This window comes from Yoonia maritima (assembly GCF_003003285.1).
Taxonomy (GTDB): domain Bacteria; phylum Pseudomonadota; class Alphaproteobacteria; order Rhodobacterales; family Rhodobacteraceae; genus Yoonia; species Yoonia maritima.
Genome location: NZ_PVTP01000012.1, coordinates 31,099 through 48,194, shown reverse-complemented (window position 1 = coordinate 48,194; position 17,096 = coordinate 31,099). Strand labels below are relative to the sequence as shown.

Annotated in this window: 15 protein-coding genes; 8 read left to right on the top strand and 7 right to left on the bottom strand. The window is 53.3% G+C overall.

Going from position 1 to position 17,096, the window contains the following annotated elements; translation table 11 throughout:
- The 4 genes from CLV80_RS15250 (at nt 1) to CLV80_RS15235 (ending at nt 3,966) form a co-directional block, all read left to right on the top strand.
- Complete coding sequence (locus tag CLV80_RS15250) at nt 1-1,077, top strand: DUF1513 domain-containing protein (RefSeq protein ID WP_106358804.1); 1,077 nt, start codon at nt 1-3, stop codon at nt 1,075-1,077.
- A 124-nt stretch (nt 1,078-1,201) separates the two neighbouring features.
- Nucleotides 1,202-1,855, top strand: a complete 654-nt coding sequence (locus CLV80_RS15245; protein WP_106358803.1) for a protein-L-isoaspartate O-methyltransferase family protein — start codon at nt 1,202-1,204, stop codon at nt 1,853-1,855.
- Nucleotides 1,856-1,907: 52 nt separating this feature from the next.
- Nucleotides 1,908-3,281 carry a TolC family outer membrane protein gene (locus CLV80_RS15240; RefSeq protein ID WP_106358802.1) on the top strand — a complete coding sequence of 458 codons (1,374 nt, stop codon included), beginning with the start codon at nt 1,908-1,910 and terminating at the stop codon, nt 3,279-3,281.
- 67 nt (nt 3,282-3,348) lie between these two features.
- Nucleotides 3,349-3,966: a hypothetical protein gene (locus CLV80_RS15235; RefSeq protein WP_106358801.1), complete on the top strand. Its 618-nt coding sequence runs from the start codon at nt 3,349-3,351 to the stop codon at nt 3,964-3,966.
- Here the strand turns inward: CLV80_RS15235 and CLV80_RS15230 are convergent.
- Both CLV80_RS15230 and CLV80_RS15225 read right to left on the bottom strand, forming a co-directional pair.
- Nucleotides 3,963-5,414, bottom strand: coding sequence for a cobyric acid synthase (locus CLV80_RS15230; RefSeq protein WP_106358800.1), 1,452 nt, complete (start codon nt 5,412-5,414; stop codon nt 3,963-3,965). The two genes, CLV80_RS15235 and CLV80_RS15230, sit on opposite strands and share 4 nt — an antisense overlap.
- Before the next feature lie 117 nt (nt 5,415-5,531).
- On the bottom strand, nt 5,532-5,855 hold the full coding sequence (locus tag CLV80_RS15225; RefSeq protein ID WP_008230719.1) for a DUF6280 family protein: 324 nt from the start codon (nt 5,853-5,855) through the stop codon (nt 5,532-5,534).
- 225 nt (nt 5,856-6,080) lie between these two features.
- Between CLV80_RS15225 and efp the strand changes: the two genes are divergently transcribed.
- Complete coding sequence (gene efp / locus CLV80_RS15220; RefSeq protein WP_106358799.1) at nt 6,081-6,644, top strand: elongation factor P; 564 nt, start codon at nt 6,081-6,083, stop codon at nt 6,642-6,644.
- A gap of 85 nt (nt 6,645-6,729) precedes the next feature.
- On the opposite strand, the gene CLV80_RS15215 is transcribed toward efp, so the two are convergent.
- The 3 genes from CLV80_RS15215 to CLV80_RS15205 all read right to left on the bottom strand — a co-directional run bounded on the left by CLV80_RS15215 (nt 6,730) and on the right by CLV80_RS15205 (nt 10,077).
- Complete coding sequence (locus tag CLV80_RS15215; protein ID WP_106358798.1) at nt 6,730-7,347, bottom strand: hypothetical protein; 618 nt, start codon at nt 7,345-7,347, stop codon at nt 6,730-6,732.
- Between the two features lie 215 nt (nt 7,348-7,562).
- Nucleotides 7,563-8,294 carry a CAF17-like 4Fe-4S cluster assembly/insertion protein YgfZ gene (gene ygfZ / locus CLV80_RS15210; RefSeq protein ID WP_106358797.1) on the bottom strand — a complete coding sequence of 244 codons (732 nt, stop codon included), beginning with the start codon at nt 8,292-8,294 and terminating at the stop codon, nt 7,563-7,565.
- Nucleotides 8,287-10,077, bottom strand: a complete 1,791-nt coding sequence (locus tag CLV80_RS15205) for an ABC transporter ATP-binding protein (protein ID WP_106358796.1) — start codon at nt 10,075-10,077, stop codon at nt 8,287-8,289. Before CLV80_RS15205 ends, ygfZ begins: the two co-directional genes overlap by 8 nt.
- 127 nt (nt 10,078-10,204) lie before the next feature.
- On the opposite strand from CLV80_RS15205, the gene CLV80_RS15200 reads away from it, so the two are divergent.
- Together CLV80_RS15200 and dnaE are read left to right on the top strand one after the other, a co-directional pair.
- Entirely contained in the window at nt 10,205-11,404 is a 1,200-nt protein-coding gene (locus CLV80_RS15200) for a pyridoxal-phosphate-dependent aminotransferase family protein (protein WP_106358795.1), read from the top strand.
- Nucleotides 11,405-11,694: 290 nt separating this feature from the next.
- Nucleotides 11,695-15,195, top strand: a complete 3,501-nt coding sequence (dnaE, locus tag CLV80_RS15195) for a DNA polymerase III subunit alpha (RefSeq protein ID WP_106358794.1) — start codon at nt 11,695-11,697, stop codon at nt 15,193-15,195.
- Here dnaE and CLV80_RS15190 read toward each other — a convergent pair.
- Nucleotides 15,192-15,497: a hypothetical protein gene (locus tag CLV80_RS15190; protein WP_106358793.1), complete on the bottom strand. Its 306-nt coding sequence runs from the start codon at nt 15,495-15,497 to the stop codon at nt 15,192-15,194. The genes dnaE and CLV80_RS15190 overlap by 4 nt on opposite strands.
- A gap of 147 nt (nt 15,498-15,644) precedes the next feature.
- Between CLV80_RS15190 and CLV80_RS15185 the strand changes: the two genes are divergently transcribed.
- Nucleotides 15,645-16,760 (top strand): Hint domain-containing protein, encoded by a 1,116-nt coding sequence (locus CLV80_RS15185; protein WP_106358792.1) that lies wholly within the window; start codon nt 15,645-15,647, stop codon nt 16,758-16,760.
- Between the two features lie 4 nt (nt 16,761-16,764).
- Here CLV80_RS15185 and CLV80_RS15180 read toward each other — a convergent pair whose 3' ends face one another.
- Nucleotides 16,765-16,968 (bottom strand): SlyX family protein, encoded by a 204-nt coding sequence (locus tag CLV80_RS15180; RefSeq protein ID WP_106358791.1) that lies wholly within the window; start codon nt 16,966-16,968, stop codon nt 16,765-16,767.
- Nucleotides 16,969-17,096: the final 128 nt, after the last annotated feature.

Genomic DNA, 17,096 nt, shown 5'->3' with positions numbered 1-17,096 from the left:
ATGACGAGCAGGCGCCAGTTTTTAGCAGGGCTGCTGGCGACGGGGCTTGTCCCGACGCCCACTTGGGCCGATGCGGGGTCGCCACAGTTTCTATCGGCGGCGGCGCTGAGTGATGGCCGTTATGTCCTTTGCGGCATTGGTGCAGACCAAGACATATTATTCCAAATTCCATTGCCGGCACGTGGCCATGCCGCCGCAGCACATCCAACCCGACCAGAGGCCGTCGCGTTCGCACGTCGGCCCGGGACTTTTGCAATTGTGATTGATTGCTTGTCTGGAACGCCAAAGGCGACAATGACAGCGCCAGAAGGTCGCCATTTCTACGGACACGGTGCTTTTTCATCTGATGGTCAGTGGTTATTCACAACCGAAAATGACTATGAGGCCGGACAGGGGCGGGTTGGTGTCTGGGATGTGCTGGCAGGCTATGTCCGGGTTGAAGAGTTTGCGAGCGGTGGCGTTGGTCCACACGATATCAAACGATTGCCTGGCACAGAAACTCTTGTGATTGCGAACGGCGGTATTGATACGCATCCTGATAGCGGGCGTACAAAACTAAATATCGCGACAATGGCCCCTAATTTATCATACGTTCATAATGGTCAGCTTATCGAAACAGTCGCGCTTAATCCAAGTTTACACAAAAATTCGATCCGTCATCTTGATGTGTCAGCGTCAGGCGTCGTTGCGTTTGGTATGCAGTGGCAGGGCGATGGGGATGTCGCGATTCTTGCCGGGATGCACCAGATGGGCGGGGCGGTCGAATTGCTTGCTGCACATGCTGATCAATTGCGCGATATGCGCGGATATGTTGGTAGTATTTCTTTTTCACCAGATGCGACGTTGGTTGCAACGACTTCGCCTGTGGGTGGGGTTGTCCAGATTTATGATGTAGATGGCAAAACCCTGATGCACCGTATTACTGTCGCTGATGCAGGCGGCGTTGCTGCGTGCGATGCTGGTTTTATTATCACTACCGGTTTTGGTGAGTTGGGGGAGATTAATCAAGGCGCACTGCAGCTTGCCAAAGTCGCGGAACTGGCATGGGATAACCATATTGTTCCCGTCGGTGTCTAAAGGTCGCTATAAGTTTGTCGGCGACTGCTTGCTTTGAAGCCAGTCCATGACTAGATCAAACGTTGCCGCGCAAGCCCTTCTGTGGCATGAAGCAGAAAATAAACTGAACGAAAGAGTTTAGATCGTGACAGACTATGCATCCCGCCGCACAATGATGGTCGACACTCAGGTGCGCCCTTCTGACGTAACAAAGTTCCCAATCATTGACGCGATGCTATCTGTTCCGCGCGAACAATTTGTCCCTAACAGTCAACGTGAAGCAGCCTATGTTGGGGAAAACCTTGATATTGGCGGCGGTCGTGTTCTGCTTGAGCCGCGTACATTGGGGAAAATGCTAGATGTGTTGGATATTCAGCCACAGCATGTTGCGTTGGATTTAGGATGCGGTCTTGGGTACTCTGCAGCGATCTTGGCAAACATGTGTGACTTTGTTGTTGCGGTAGAAGATGACGAAGCGCGCGCTGAAGAGGCACAAAGCCTGCTTTCAGAACTGGGTATCGACAACGCAGCAATTATGGCTGGTCCATTGGCCGAAGGTTCCAAAAAGTCGGGCCCTTACGATGTTATTATGATTGAAGGCGGCGTTCAGACAGTGCCTGACGCCGTGCTTGCGCAATTGCGCGAAGGTGGCCGCATTGCGTGCGTTTTCGCCGAGGGAAACCTAGGTGTCGTTCGCGTGGGTCACAAGTTGGATGGTGTTATCAACTGGCGCTTTGCGTTTAACGCGAGCGCGCCCGTTTTGACTGGTTTTGAAAAAGAAGCAGAATTCGCGCTCTAACGCGTTCATATCATATGCGCGGCGCTAACTAAAAAAAGTGAGTGAGAAAAAGATGAACAAACGCAAAGGGTTCGCTGCTATCGCGGTAGTCGTCTCGATGATTTCCGGAGCGGCAGCGCAGGCAGAGACACTGTCAGATGCGCTAACGGCGGCATATACTAACTCTGGCTTGCTTGAGCAAAATCGCGCTTTACTGCGCGCCGCGGATGAAAATGTGGCACAGGCGGTGGCAGCTACTTTGCCAGTTATTAACTGGTCAATGTCGGCGTCCAGTTCAATCAATAACGCGTTGCCCGCGTCACAGCGTGAGGCGACGAACACAGCGCTTGCTGCAATTAGTGGTAGCCTGACGCTCTATGATGGTGGTTCAAACCGTCTTGCTGTTGATGCCCAAAAGGAATTGGTTCTTAGTACGCGTCAAACGTTACGCGATGTTGAACAAGATGTTCTTTTGCGCGCCGTGCAGGCCTATATGGATGTGCGTCGCAACCAAGAATTCGTGCAATTGCGCGAAAGCAACGTGCGGGTGATTACGCAAGAATTCCGCGCGGCCCAAGACCGGTTCGAGGTTGGCGAAGTCACACGGACTGATGTCGCGTCTGCTGAGGCGCGTCTTGCTGCTGCACGTAGCTTGCTTGCTGCCGCACAGGGTGCTCTGGTGCAATCGATCGAAGAATACCGTGCTGCGGTTGGTCGTGCACCGTCGAACCTCGCAACTGTTTCTCCTGCGCCTGTATCCCAAAGCGTAAACGAGGCAAAAGATTTCGCTGTCCGCAATCACCCCAGCGTTCTTGAGGTTCAGCACTCAGTTGCAGCGGCCGAGTTGAATATTCGCCGTGGTGAAACTGCTGTGATTCCGACAGTGTCACTGAGCGGATCAATATCAACAAACCAAGATTCTGTTGAAGCTGGCCAGATTGGCATTGATGTTGGTGGGCCGATCTATGCCGGTGGCCAAATTGCCAGCGTGATGCGCCAGTTGATTGCAAGCCGTGATGCGTCACGTGCTGGCTTGCACCTTACGATGACATCGGTCGAACAACAGGTTGGAAATGCATATGCGTCGCTTCAAATTGCGCGCGCGGCTCGTCAAGCGTCTGATCGTCAGATCAGTGCAGCGCGTGTTGCGTTCGAGGGGGTCCGCGAAGAGGCGACACTTGGCTCACGTACCACTCTTGAAGTTCTAAACGCAGAGCAAGAACTGTTGGATGCGGAAGCAAGCCGCATTTCGGGTCAAGCTGACGAAGTTATCGCGTCATATGCTGTGTTGTCAGCGATGGGCCTTTTGACGGCGGAGCACCTGAATCTGCCTGTGCAGCAGTACGACCCGTCCGCCTATTATAACATGGTCAAAGATTCACCGCCGCTTTTGTCTGAGCAGGGCCGGTCATTGGATCGGGTGCTGCGCGCAATCGGCGAGGAATAACCAAGCTGTTGTTTAGATCCGCCTTTTGGATTAATCTTTAAGGCGGATACATAGCGAGGAATGCACCATGTCTAGCACAGCACGAACGGGCGACATTGACGACGCTTTGCTAAGATCTGTGCGCAATCTCATCTCTGTGCGTACCGGCGAGACACCCCCGCCTGCGCCCGAGCGTTTGATACTTACTCCTGCGCTGCGGGTGGACGTGGAACAACCCTCTGCAGAGCCTGAAATGGTTGAAGAACCTGCGTTTCGTCACGCTGATGAAGTCAGTAAAATTTTGGTGCTGGAGCCTGCTAAGCGGACTGATCGCGCTGGGTTAGAAGCCACAATTGCCGAGTTGGAAGCCGCTGTTACGTCTCAGTCAGAGGACTTTGAAGCTGACGAAGGTGAGAACTTTGACGATACAGCGTGGGCTGCAAGTGCATTCCAGTCTCGCATCCTCGATTCGTCGGAAATTCTAAACGGTCCGCCGATTATCCGCGAAATAGCAGAGGATGAGCGGGAAACTGCTGATCTGGAGGTGCCGAATGCGGGAATTGATGAAGACGCCCTACGCGCCCTTGTCGTCGAAATTGTGCATCAGGAACTGAGCGGTGAGTTGGGTGAGCGTATCACCCGTAACGTGCGCAAATTGGTGCGTCGCGAAATTAATCGCGTGCTTGTCAGTAAAGGGCTAGATTAAACCGGCCCAGCCAAAGCGATAAGCTGGCTAATATCCATATGCGTTTCAAGATGCTCTGCGAGCGCGTCAAGCGTTGCATCGACGCTGTCCGCATATCGATGATCAGTCAGCGGTTTGCCAAGGCGTGATAAGAACGCCGCGCGAAAACTGTCGGCTTCGAATAATCCATGCAAATAGCAGCCCATAACCTGACCGCTTGTGTTGCTGGCCCCTTCACCGCGCCCGTCAAGCGATAGCCACGCGCGTTCGCAATCTGGGCCAGTTGTCTCACCTATGTGAATTTCATAGCCGCTGACCGCATCGCCTGTAGGCTGGTAGGTTGCCGTTGATCGCGCGAGCCGTTTTTGTGGTTTCATCACAGTCTGTACGTTGAGCAGTCCCAGCCCTTCAACGCGGCATGGTGTGCCTTCAATGCCGTCTTCGTCGATGATCGATGTGCCTAGCATCTGATAGCCGCCACAGATACCCAAAACATGCCCGCCACGACGGACATGAGCGGTTAGGTCAATATCCCATCCTTGGGAGCGAAAATGAGCCAAGTCAGCAATAGTGGATTTCGATCCGGGAATGATGATCAGATCGGCGTCTCCGGGGAGCGGTTGGCCGGGGTTGATAATTTCGACGCTGATGCCTGGGGTGGCGGATAGCGGATCAAGGTCGTCAAAGTTTGCGATACGATTGAGGCGGGGAACCGCAACCTTAATGTCTCCGCCGGTACGGCTTGCGATGTCCATCACGTCTTCGGCTGGTAGCCGCCAGGCATCTGCAAACCAAGGAACAACACCAAGGCTGGCCCAGCCGGTGCGTTGTGCAATGATGTTTAGGCCTTCGGCAAACAGTGTGGTGTCGCCGCGGAACTTGTTAATTGCAAAAGCTTTGATTAGCTCGTTGTCGGGATCTGATAGAACAGCATGGGTGCCGACGAGCTGCGCAATGACACCGCCACGATCAATATCGCCGACCAGTACGACCGGCACATTGGCGGCCTCTGCAAAGCCCATGTTTGCAATGTCGCCAGCGCGCAAGTTTACTTCGGCAGGGCTGCCGGCCCCTTCGATGATCACAAGGTCGCGGCCCACGCCAATACGCCGAAAGCTGTCGAGCACGGCAGGCATTAGCTGCGCTTTTTGTTTTCCATAGTCGCGCGCCTTTAGCGTGGCAAATCGCTGGCCTTGTACGATGACCTGTGCGCCCGTGTCTGTCTCTGGCTTAAGCAGTACGGGGTTCATATCCACAAGGGGCTCTAGGCCGCAGGCGCGGGCCTGTAGCGCCTGTGCGCGGCCTATTTCGCCGCCATCGGCAGTAACGGCTGCATTGTTCGACATGTTTTGCGGTTTAAAGGGGGCTACCGACAGTCCGCGCTTTACGCAGGCACGCGCAATTCCAGCGACCAACATGGATTTCCCAACGTTGGACCCTGCACCTTGGATCATAATCGCTTTGGTCATCGCGCCTCGCTTTCGCGGCGACAATAAGGGCGCATACAGGCAGGCGAAAGTACAAATGAAAACGCAGCCCCAAAGAGCCGCGCTTTCATAAAACCATTACATTGGTCTGTGCATTGCTTACGCAGCGCGTGCTTCCTGCTCGGCCGCGTTGCGACGTTCGCTTTCTTCACGAGACAGGGCAACTGATGTACGTACACCCTTGCCAACGAATTCCATCAGGCCACCAACAACACGTTCGTTCGGGTCAATACCCGCGCAAGACAACACTTCGCGTCCGTCGCGTGAACGTGCCCAGCGGGCGATTTGTTCGGGGCCATTGCCATATTTTTTGTCATCAGCGATGGCGTCATCAAGTGCAGCAAGCACCACAGCAGCAAATAACTTACGAGCACGGTTGCCTTGTTCATTGTTAAACGCAGTACCGTCGACGAAATCTCTCATCATGCTTCCTTCTTTTTGCTCTTGTAGTCCCCGAGTGACGGGCAATATGCATGTTTGAACCCGATTCGGGGGTTCTCTTTTGGAATGGCAGCTATGCGATTCTTGCATAGCTTGATGTCATGCTCGCGCCGCATTCCATGATCTTGCCAGCTCACTACTGTGGATATATAGGCTTGGGGCAACGATAATCAACCTTGCCCCTTTAACGCGGAATGAACACAGCCCATGCCCAAAATAAACGGTAACGAAATTCGTCCCGGTAACGTTCTTGAACACGAGGGTGGTCTTTGGGCCGCCGTTAAAATCGACCATGTTAAACCTGGTAAGGGCGGTGCATTTGCACAAGTGGAACTGAAGAACTTGCGCGATGGTCGTAAACTGAATGAACGTTTCCGTTCTGCGGATAAAGTGGAACGTGTGACGCTGGAACAAAAAGACCAGCAGTTCTTGTTCGAGGCAGACGAGATGCTGACGTTCATGGATACACAGACCTACGACCAGATCGCATTGCCAGCAGATATTCTGGGCGATCGTCGCCCGTTCTTGCAGGATGGTATGACCGTTAAAATCGAATACTACGGTGAAGAAGCGCTGAACGTCACCCTGCCACAGAAAGTCGTCTGCAAAGTCGCCGAGACCGAGCCTGTCGTAAAAGGCCAAACCGCGGCGAACAGCTTTAAGCCCGCAACATTGGACAACGGCGTTCGCGTTATGATCCCACCGTTTGTTGGCCAAGACGAAAATATCGTCGTGAATACTGAGATTTTTGAATACGTTGAACGCGCCTAAGCTGCATTTGCATTCTTGATCCTAAGGCCGCCTTTCGGGCGGCCTTTTGCGTTCTTTGGTAAGAACGGATTACTTCTTAGGCGTTCTATTCTTCGACGGTCAGGATCACGCCGCCAACATCAACTGTTGCTCCGCTCGCTGGCTCAATTGTCCCTGAAACATATCCGGACACGCTCTCTTCGCCAAATACGCCTTCAAAGTCACTTTGCAGATCAATATCGGTGTTGGCGTCGATGCCGAACATGTCGACAGGCGCATTCAGCGTCCCAGTTAGTTCGGTCAAAATCTGAGGATCACTTGAAGTCGCTGTGCGATCAATGAACCCATTTTCAAAAGTTAGCGTTCCATCAACAGAAGGGAGTTCTTTGCTTTGGTCAGACACATCTTCTGCGTAAACAAAATCATTGACGGTGCCCGTTACGCTATCTGTTTCGAATGCGACATCGATCTGCGTCTGCCCCATAAGGGCCCGAGTATTGGAGGTGTCAACAAGCGCAAGAACACCCAAATAAGATGCGGTTCCCATCGTGGGAATGTCTGCTGTTTCAAGTACAACGTCATTTTCAGTTACCTCTGTAAGCCGGTCAACCTCGGCAGAAATATCTGAATAGCTGGTACCCGACCCATCATCACCAAATTCACATGCGCTCAACGTGGAGACGGCAATTAGCAGAAATGCTTTGGCGGGGCTGACTATATGCAAATACTTGATCCATTCTAATATGAGGATGTGGTTTTCTGGCTTTGTCTAAGCTTTCCAATTGGGTAGAACAGGCTTGAGGACCGGTCCACCTGTTATCTTTTTTGTGGCTGGGATCAGTGGTTATTCGCTCATAGCGATAGCTTCGCTTCGTTAGAAAAGCGAAATCGGGCCCTGTTTTGCCCAATGCATTTGCATTCTGTAATGGCGCTGAGAAGTTAAGCTGCGACCACGGCTGTGCCAGCGCACAGCGTACCCGTTGCACGATCAAAACGAAGGTATGCAATTGCATGCCCGTTTGATTGTGTGAAAAGTGTACCTACGGCTTTGTTGTCGGCGTTTTCAATCGGTGTCCCGATTGGTGCTGACCCGGTTATCGACACCTTTGAGAGACCTTTGCGCAACGTCGTTTTGTGCTTCATACGTGCGATGATTTCTTGGCCGACGTAGCAGCCCTTTTTGAAATCGACCCCATTCAAGGGTTCAAATCCTGCCTCAAGAATATAACTGTCTGCGGTGAGTTCGATACCTGTTTCTGGGATCAAGTGTTCGACGCGCAGCGCATCCCAGTCAGTATCGTCACTGACGTTAGTGTCGCCATATAGCCGCCAGCCCATTTGTGAATGGCGTGGGTCGGACACAGCGCCAGAGGGGGCAGTCCCGGTGCCGCGCGATACGATTAGGTCGGTCTCTTCAATGACCACGGCCGCACGCAACCTGTACATCATTAGCCGCTGTGCCAGTGTCGGCGCATGTGATGTCGCAACATCGATTAGCAGGCGGTCAGATTTGCCAATTACAAAGAAGTCAGCAATGTATTTACCTTGTGGGGTCAAAAGTGCCGCGTAGATGATAGTGTCGGCGGCCTTTTCTACATCGTTTGTGATTAAACCTTGCAGGAATGATATACGGTCATCACCGCTTATGGATAAAACAGTCCGGTCAGTCATTGTCGCCGCCTTCAGATTGCGAGAATTGCAGATTGTATAGATCGGCATAGATGCCACCACGTTCAAGAAGCTCGTCATGTGTCCCTTGGTCCACAACGCGCCCATGATCCATGACCACGATGGAATCCGCATTGCGGACAGTGGATAGGCGGTGAGCGATGACCAGCGTGGTGCGTCCAGTCGAAAGCTGCTCTAGCGCTGCCTGTACAATCGCCTCTGACTTGGTGTCGAGCGCGCTGGTGGCTTCGTCAAGTAGCAAGATTGGGGTGTCGCGAAGCAATGCGCGCGCGATAGCAACACGTTGGCGCTGGCCACCCGAAAGATTGGAACCACGCGGGCCAGCAGGGCTATCAAGCCCATCTGGCAGCATCGGTAAAAAATCGCTGACATGCGCGGCATCCAGAACCGATTTTAGGTGATCTTCTGAAATGTCTTCACGACCAAGCAAGATGTTGTCGCGCAGGGTTTCATCAAAGAGCGCTGCGTCTTGGTTCACCACTGAAAAGAGGCCGCGTAGATCAGATAGAGCAAAGTTCTTCGTCTCGGTTCCGTCGATGGTAATCGCGCCGGATGACGGTTCAACAAGGCGGGTCAGAACATTAAAGATCGTGCTTTTCCCCGCACCAGAGGCACCCACTAGCGCAGTGGTTTTACCTGCCTTAGCAGTGAAACCTGTACCGCGCAGCACAGGCAGTTCACCATAGTTCATTTCGACCTGATCAAGGATGATTTCCGGGGAACGTGTCACAATTTCCTTTGGCTGTGGGGGCGAAAGGATTGTTGGCTTTAGGTTCAATACCTCTTGAAGCCGTTCTACGCTGGCGGCAGCCATCTGCCATTGCCCGCTCATTTGGCCAAGGCGGCGCAGTGGGTCAAAGGCCAGCGACATGGATGTAAAGAAAGCCATAAACTGACCGTTGGTCTTTTCACCTGAAATAATCTCGGCTCCGCCGTAAATCATCACACCGAAAAAACCCAAGCCCGTCATAATATCAATCAACGCGGGAACCGCGGCTTGCCCGGTGGCAGTGCGCATATTCGCGGTGACGCCTTCCTTAATCAGCCCGTCATAGCGGTCGGCTTGGTAATTCTCTAATGCGTTCAGTTTGATCGGGTTGATCCCGTGAAATACTTCGTCCAAACGGGTTGATACTCGGCCTGCAATCTCTCGGGCGTTGCGGGCACGGCGGCGAATATAGGCCTGCACAAGCAACGAAGGAAGCACCAGCAATGGAATGCCAATGATGGCAATTAACGTCCACCGCCAGTCGATCCACAGTGCGACGCCAAACAGCCCGATCAGTGAAATCAGATCACGACCCAAGGCCGTGACGATGCTGCTCCAGACTGAATTGATCGAAGTGACGTCACCTTGCACCCGTTCAATCAGCTGACCGGGCGGGTGGATTTGGTAAAAGCCGCTATCAAGGGTCATCATGTGCCTTAGCAGATGTTTGCGCATGCTTGCAGAGGTCAACTGCACAACCAATGTCATCAACAATCGCTGCCCAGCAGAGGTGATTGCCCTGACGATGAAAATGGCCAAAATACCAAATGCAACGAAATAGAGCGCACTGTCATCAGCCGCTGCGAACACGTCATCAAACATCGGCTGAACCATCCGCGACAAAAGCGCGAGCATTGACCCCTCGATCGCCATCAGGATTAGCGCGGCAACCAACAGCCATTTGTGCGGGCGCAGGTAGTCTTTCCATAGCCACCAAAACAGGGAAAACGCTGATTGGGATTTGCTCTTGTCTGTCGGGGGAATAGGCGCGGGCATCGCGGATCTTTCGGTTCAGGTTTCCAACGGTCTAATCTTAAACAGGGGGGCGGGGCAAGTTCACTACGCTTGACCTTGGGTATCTCAGGCGTACTGTCCTCTAGTAACCACTATCGAAAGCATTCCCATGTCCTTGTCTAATGGTCGCCCATATCTGGCGATTCCCGGCCCGTCTGTCATTCCAGATGTGGTTCTGCAGGCGATGCATCGCGCTTCGCCAAATATCTACGAAGGCGAATTACACGACCTGACGCGTAGCCTAATCCCTGATTTGAAGTCCGTCGCAATGACAGACCACAATGTCGCGATCTATATCGGCAACGGCCATGCCGCATGGGAGGCCGCATTATCGAACGCCATCGGCCCCGGTGATACGGTGCTTGTTCTTGCTACGGGTCGCTTCGGCATAGGTTGGGGGGAAATTGCTACGGGTCTTGGGGCAAAGGTCGAGGTCATCGATTGCGGCGTACAGTCCCCGATTGATTTGGCACGGGCCGAGGAAAGGCTCGCTGCGGATACAGCAGGGCAGATCAAAGCTGTGCTCGCTGTGCATGTCGATACATCAACTAGCGTCAAAAGCGACGTTGCAGGCTTGCGCGGTGTCTTGGACCGTACTGGCCACCCGGCACTGTTAATGGCCGACTGTATCGCCTCTTTGGGATGTGATCGGTTCGAGATGGACGCATGGGGCGTCGACATCATGGTCGCCGCTTGTCAAAAAGGGTTGATGACACCGGCCGGGATCAGTTTTGTTTTCTTCAACGACAAAGCTGACGATGCGCAGTCCGCACGCGTCTCCCGCTACTGGGATTGGCGACCACGGGTAGACCCTGCCGTTTACTATCAGTATTTCGCAGGAACCGCGCCAACGCATCACCTTTACGGCCTACGCGCCGCGCTGGACCTGATCAAAGCCGAAGGGCTCGACGCTGTATTCGCACGCCACGCAAAGCTGGCACAGACTGTCTGGGCGGCAATCGATGTCTGGGGCTCTGACGGGCCGATGTCATTGAACGTGCCAAACGCGGAACATCGGTCGCATGCCGTAACATCTATCGCGATCGGTTCGTCAGTTGGCCAAGACCTGCGCGAATGGACCGAAACCAAATGCGGGCTGACGCTCGGGATCGGGTTGGGTCGCGAACCAGAGGACGCATATTTCCGGATTGGTCACATGGGCCACGTCAGTGGGCATATGATAATGGGGGCTCTCGGAACGATCGACGCGGGGCTGAAAGCACTCAACATCCCACACGGACGAGGCGCGCTTGAAGCCGCGTCTGAAGTGGTTGCCGGTACAACAGAGCGTAGGACAAATGATGGCTGATTGTTTCTCTTTCCCATGCGTGACCTGCGAGACCGTAGTTCAGCTTCTCTATGTAATCTGATTTGGCGTTAGAAGTGCGCCACAGCATGCATATGTCAGAGTGGAAGCTAAGTGTCTCCAAATTGTTTAGTGCCACGCGCGTGCTTCTAAGGTTTGAGGTGTGACTCTACCGTTGCTATGATTTGTGATGCGTGGGGATTAGTAGGGACCGTGCGTGACTGCTGAACTGGATACCCAATACATATCCTTTGTTATCTTGTGCGCGGCCCAGCATCAGATAGTTTGGCCGCATGAGTACAAATCCCCGATTCATCCACCTGCGCGTCCACACCGAGTATTCCCTGCTGGAAGGCGCTGTTCCGGTTAAGAAATTGCCCGGCATGGCCGCCGCCATGGATATGCCCGCTGTTGCTGTAACTGATCGCAACAACATGTTTTGCGCGTTGGAATTTTCGGAGGGTGCTTCAAAGGCCGGTATTCAGCCGATCATCGGGTGTCAGGTTGATCTGTGCTATACGACGCCAGAGCCAGGTAAGCGCCCCGAAGATCCCGCGCCTATCGTTCTGCTTGCCCAGACTGAGGCGGGTTATATGAACCTGATGAAGCTGAACTCTTGCGAGTATTTGGATGCGGGTGGGCAGTTGCCGCAGGTCACTTTGGATGACCTAAGCCAATATCATGAAGGGTTGATTTGTCTGTCTGGTGGTCCCGATGGCCCGGTTGGTCGTTTGCTGCGTCAGGGTCAGCGTCCCAAGGCCGAAGCGCTGATGGATCGTTTGGCTGTGACTTATCCAGATCGTCTGTATGTGGAACTTCAGCGTCATCCGATTGATGGTGGTCTGCCAGAGGCAGAGCGCCTGTCAGAGCGCGGCCATGTCGAGATGGCATATGCAAAGAACCTGCCGTTGGTCGCGACCAATGATGTCTATTTTCCTAAGACGGGTCTGTATGAAGCACATGATGCACTGTTGTGTATTTCTGAAGGTGCGTATGTCGACCAACAAGAGCCGCGTCGTCGTCTGACTCCACAGCATTATTTCAAGTCTCCGCAAGAAATGGTGACGCTGTTTGCCGACCTTCCAGAGGCCATTGAGAACACGGTTGAGATTGCAAAGCGCTGTGCGTTCAAGACTTACAAACGTGATCCGATCCTTCCTAAGTTTGCTGATGACGAGGTCGCGGAATTGCGGCGTCAGGCCGAGGAAGGTCTGAAAGCCCGGCTAGCGATTATCCCGCACGCCGCTGAGGTCGCTGAATACGAAAAGCGGCTTGAGTTCGAGCTGAGTATTATTGAGGGCATGGGGTTCCCCGGCTATTTCTTGATCGTTGCTGACTTTATCAAATGGTCCAAGGATAACGGGATTCCCGTCGGTCCGGGGCGGGGGTCTGGTGCGGGGTCATTGGTGGCATATGCGTTGCTGATTACCGACCTTGACCCACTGCGCTATTCGCTTCTGTTCGAGCGGTTCTTGAACCCCGAACGTGTCTCCATGCCCGATTTCGATATCGACTTTTGTATGGACCGCCGCGAAGAAGTTATTCGCTATGTTCAGGAAAAATATGGCCGCGATAAGGTGGGGCAGATCATCACCTTTGGTGCGCTTCTGTCCAAGGCCGCCGTGCGCGATGTTGGTCGGGTTTTGCAGATGTCTTATGGGCAGGTCGACCGTCTGTCCAAGATGATCCCTGTTGAGGGGGTGAAACCTGTTTCCATTGAAAAGGCGCTCGCGGACGAGCCACGTCTACGCGAGGAAGCGCAAAACGAAGAAGTCGTTGATCGCCTTTTGAAATACGCGCAGCAGGTCGAAGGCCTTCTGCGGAACGCATCAACCCACGCTGCGGGTGTTGTTATTGGTGACCGTCCGTTGGACGAATTGGTCCCGCTGTATCAAGATCCGCGCTCTGACATGCCTGCCACCCAGTTCAACATGAAGTGGGTTGAGCAGGCCGGTCTGGTTAAGTTTGACTTTTTGGGTCTGAAGACCCTGACTGTTATTCAGAACGCCGTTGAGCTGGTCAAAAAGAATGGCCGCACGTTGAATGTGGCTGCAGATGGGACTGAATTGTATCAGGCCCCTGTTGGTTTCGAATACGATATTGGGGCAATCCCGCTGGATGACGAGGCATCCTATAAACTCTATTCCAGCGCTAAGACTGTCGCGGTGTTTCAGGTGGAGTCCAGCGGCATGATGGATGCGCTGAAGCGCATGAAGCCGACCTGTATCGAAGATATTGTTGCGCTTGTGGCGCTGTATCGCCCCGGCCCGATGGAGAACATCCCGACCTACTGCGAGGTTAAGAACGGCCAGCGCGAAATTGAATCGGTGCATGAATCCATTGACTATCTGCTGGCAGAAACCCAAGGCATCATCGTTTACCAAGAACAGGTTATGCAGATCGCGCAGGTCATGGCTGGTTACAGCCTTGGTGGTGCGGATTTGCTGCGTCGTGCGATGGGTAAAAAGATCGCCGAGGAAATGGCCAAAGAACGTCCCAAATTTGAAAAAGGGGCGATGGAAAATGGGGTCGATAAGAAAAAAGCGGCCGAGGTTTTTGACCTTCTCGAGAAATTCGCGAACTACGGTTTTAACAAATCGCACGCTGCGGCCTATGCGGTGGTATCGTACCAAACCGCATGGCTAAAGGCGAACCACCCGATCGAATTTATGGCCGGTGTAATGAACTGCGATATTCATCTGACCGATAAATTGGGTGTCTATTTCCAAGAGGTCAAAAAGGGCCTTGGTATCGAATACACTCCGCCTTGCGTGAACAGGTCACAAGCCACGTTTGACGTATTCGAAGGCAAACTTGTCTATGCGCTGGGCGCGTTAAAAAACGTCGGTGTCGAGGCGATGAAGCTGATCGTCGAAGGCCGTGGCGACAGTGAGTTCGTGAACCTTTTCGATTTCGCGCGCCGGGTTGATTTGAAGCGCGTCGGTAAACGTCCGCTGGAGATGCTTGCACGGGCAGGGGCGTTCGACGTACTTGACCGAAACCGTCGCCGCGTGATGATGAGCCTTGATGCGTTATCCGGATATTCGGGTGCAATCCACGATCAAAAGTCATCCAATCAGGTGTCGTTGTTTGGCGAGGCTGGCGATGATCTGCCCGAACCCCGGCTTGCGGGGGGCGACGATTGGTTGCCCGCAGAACGGTTGGCCGAGGAATTCAAGGCAATTGGTTTCTACCTGTCTGGTCACCCGCTTGATGACTACATGGGCGCGCTAAAGCGCAAACAGGTTCTGACACTGGACGAGGTCACAGCAAAGGCAGAGCGCGGCCCTTGCGTTGTAAAAATGGCTGGTACTGTTTCTGGCAGGCAGGAGCGCAAATCTGCACGCGGGAACCGCTTTGCCTTTGCGCAGCTGTCTGACCCGACCGGGCAATATGAGGTCACGTTGTTCTCTGATACGCTAGAGGCTGCGCGCGATTATCTTGAGACAGGTAGCCAAGTTGTGCTGTCTTGCGAAGCCACGATGGAAAGCGACCAGCTAAAGCTTCTGGGTCGTTCTGTAGCGCCGATTGATAACGTTGTTGCTGATGCGGGCGGTTCTGCGCTGCGGGTGTTTATCGACACGCCGGACGCCATCGAATCCGTGGCGAGTATCCTTGCAAACGCAATCAAAGATGGCGTGCGGGCAGGGCGGGGGCCTGTTTACTTTAACCTGATTCACCCCGATTTGCCGGGTGAGGTTGAATTAGACCTTGGTGAAGATTTTCCTGTGAACCCGCAAATCAAAGGTGCGCTGCGCAGTCTGAATGGCGTGATCGAAGTCGAAGACGCTTAGGTTTTAGTTTTTGCAAAGGGATCAATCCGCGCGATGGCGCGTTCGTTTTTGATGATGCAGTAATTCCTGCGATCACCTTCGAATTCGGGGATACTGTTCGTAATCATCGCGAGGGTAGGTGCTGCGAAAATCATGGCTTCGCCTTCGTCGCCGCCAAACTCTTGCGTTTCTTCGGGCGTAAAAAACAACCCCATCGCAACGTCAGTCGCCGGGAACACCTTTGCGCCGTGTTCTGAGATCAGCTGATCGATTCGTGATCGCAACCTTTGGGCGGTTTCATGTGGAAAAGTGACGACAACCAATAGTTTTTCCCCCTTGTCAATTGCGCCTAGGCCTAAATTGTTGAGCTGAATCCTGTACTTTGGTACAATTATTAACTCTTGGGTCTGTAAACGACGGAAAAACATTGTACGTCATGTCGTGAAAATTGTGAAGTAATGGATTAAAAGATGCCGTTCCTATTTGATTGGTCTACATTTTCGAGTCCGAATGGGTCGACTACCATCAATGATGGTGTGAACAGCACGAACTTCACGTCAAGCGCGTTCAGTTCTTCGGGGGCGAACAACCCGGGTTTCTTCTCGAACTTTGGCGGATCCATTTTTGCTCAGCGTGTTCAGGCAGGCGAGGAATCTGGTGTCCAGATGAATTTCTCAACGTCGATCAAGAACCTCAGCTTTGAAATATTCGATTTGGACGCAAACGGTAACGGTTGGGATGATCAGGTGCAGGTGCTTGCATATGATGTGGATGGCAATCTGCTCACACCGACTTTTTCAAATCTGACCGCCAACCACACGATCGTAAATGGCACAACTGTAGAGGCGAGTGGCAACGACAGTGCGGATACCGAAGGTCCCGGCGCGGCAGATTCGATAACTGTAAGCTACGATGTTCCGGTCGCGTCTGTCAGAGTCATTTTTTCTGGAAGTGACACGAGCGGCGTGCGTTCTGGTAACGTTGGTATGGGGGACTTTACCGGCGACGTGGTATGCTTTGGTCACGATACTCTCATTGAAACCGACAAAGGCAAGGTCGCCGTCCAAGACCTGCGCCAAGGTGACTTGGTCATGACGATGGATAACGGGCTTCAGCCGATCCGCTGGGTTGGGTCCCGGACTGTTGATGCCGTTGGGAAATTTGCACCAATCGTTATCTCCGAAGGTGTTGTCGGCAATACCCGTGAATTGGTTCTATCACCGCAGCACCGTGTAATGATGCAGGGCTGGCAGGCAGAGCTACTGTTTGGTGAAGCCGAAGTGCTGGTCGCCGCGAAACAGTTGGTCAACGACAAAACCATCGTCCGCCGCGAAGGCGGTGAGGTGACTTATTACCATATCCTGTTTGATCGCCACGAAGTGGTTTATGCAGACGACGCCCCATGTGAAAGCTTTCACCCGGGTCATGTCGGCATCAACGGAATGGACGAAGCGCAAAGCGCAGAGATATTTGCGCTATTTCCAGAGCTGGAAGACGATGTTCTTGCCTTTGGCCCGACCGCACGTTTGGCAGCCAAAGCCAGCGAAGGCGCGTTGTTAGGGTCTTGGGCGCTGCGCGCTGCCTAGTAACCTACCAATGTGGGGGGCGCTGGTCGGCGAGCGGCACGGTGCCACCTGCGTCTAATTCGCGCGACGCTTCGCGTTCCATCAGCATTGCCAACCGCCGCATGGCAAGCGCCAGTTCGGTTTCTTGTCGCGCGACGATATCTGACAGTTCTTCGACTGTGCGTGTCAGATGGGCGATTTGTTCTTCTAGGTGCAATGTATCGGTCATGTTGCTGCATTAGCGGAACAAGGCTGGCCTGCATAGTCCGGGATTTTCCCAAAACCACACGCTGCGGCAGTTTTTCTATGACTGCATTGCTCCTGTGACGTAGCCGCGTTAAACGGCGACCTATTATC